This window comes from Komagataeibacter kakiaceti JCM 25156 (assembly GCF_000613305.1).
Genome location: NZ_BAIO01000548.1, coordinates 1 through 1,446, shown reverse-complemented (window position 1 = coordinate 1,446; position 1,446 = coordinate 1). Strand labels below are relative to the sequence as shown.

Annotated in this window: 1 protein-coding gene and 1 pseudogene; one reads left to right on the top strand and one right to left on the bottom strand. The window is 60.7% G+C overall.

From position 1 onward, the window contains the following. Nucleotides 1–95 precede the first annotated feature (95 nt). Nucleotides 96–304 (bottom strand): annotated as a pseudogene (locus JCM25156_RS25535) (hypothetical protein). A 468-nt stretch (nt 305–772) separates the two neighbouring features. Between JCM25156_RS25535 and JCM25156_RS16445 the strand changes: the two are divergent. Next, a complete protein-coding gene (locus tag JCM25156_RS16445) occupies nt 773–1,435 on the top strand; it encodes a hypothetical protein (protein WP_242402717.1) in 663 nt (220 codons plus the stop codon). The last annotated feature ends 11 nt before the right edge of the window (nt 1,436–1,446 follow it).

Here is a 1,446-nt window from a genome sequence, read left to right as displayed (position 1 = left end):
CAGCCAGATCGGCCGCCGCACCAGCCGCTGATACAACCGGCCCGAAAGACACGACGCCCCGGCGGAAAGGCTTTTCCCGCCGGGGCGTTTTGCATTCAGCCCGGCGTGGCCCGATCATGCTGCCCCCTGCGGCGGAACGTGCGGGTGACATGCTCCCGTAGGCCGCCAGATCCGGCAGGATGGCGTTATGCAGCGAACGGACACTGTCATGCGCGGCATAAAAGCGTAGCGATGTGGCGATGCCGGTAATGATGGCGGCCCCCACGAACACACCATCCACTTCTATGATTTTTGAATCGAACATGATTTCCTGCCCTGAACCGCCGCTTCCGGCGGCTTGCGGCCTGCCTCATCCACGGGGCGACCGGTTGAAAAATTGTGGCACGATTTTTGCTTTATCGTTGCCCTGCCCGCGCCAACGCAACGCATGTCGGGAAAGTTGCCTGACCTGATCGCGCGAACGCAAAAAAACAGACCATAAAAACCCCATTCCCGATGCAACTGGCCCGCATGGGCATAGCATCATGCCATCCCTGATCTTTTCAAACCGGGGAAGAGAAAGGCCGTTATTGTGGCATTTTCATGATCGCGCACCATCTTCCCGAGTCGATACTGAAACAATACAGTCCAAACAGGCCATGGCAGGCGATATTATTTATTTTCATGTCGAACCGACAGGACAGGGCTGCCATGCCCCTGCCCTACGTGACAGAATCAGGATAAAAGCTGTTTTCTTTCCCACGCAACCAACCGACAGACCCGGTGCCGTCCCTTGAGCAGCCTGACCCATTCCCTCTTTACCCAATCCCGCCCCGTCATCCGCCGCGCCATATCGGGCGGGGTGCTTGCGCTGTGTCTGGCGCTGACCGGCCTGCCCCGCGCCGCTCATGCCGCACCGGCCTATCCCGCACCGATCGTGGGCGGTGAGACCACGGCCCACGCATGGGGCATCGACACCCGCTTTGCCCGGACCGCGCCATGCCGGGTTGACATCACCCTCAACCAGACCATCTTCCTGGCCCATGTGCCCGAAATGATTCAGGCGGGCATTTTCAATGCACAGGTCACGCCCGCACTACAGCAGCAGGCCCCGCATTACCTGATGAACACATTACAGACGGATGTGACGCCCGGCTTCGTCCATACGCTGTTCACACAGCGCAATGCCCCCGCAGGCTGCCACTTCGCCTGGTCCTACGTCACGCCCGATGGCGCGACACACCCCATGCTGGGATTTGACATGACCCGGCAGGCGCATGACCGGATCGACTGGGACCATCTGCCCTTTGGCGGCATGGCCGCGATGACGACCAGTCTCACGATGGACCGGGAGTTCGATGTACTGGTCAATCAGGAAACCGTGGATGTGACCATCGCCCTGTCCAAAAGCCAGAACCAGGCCGACCTGCCCCCACCGACCGGGCAAACGCCCTGACCCCGCACCCC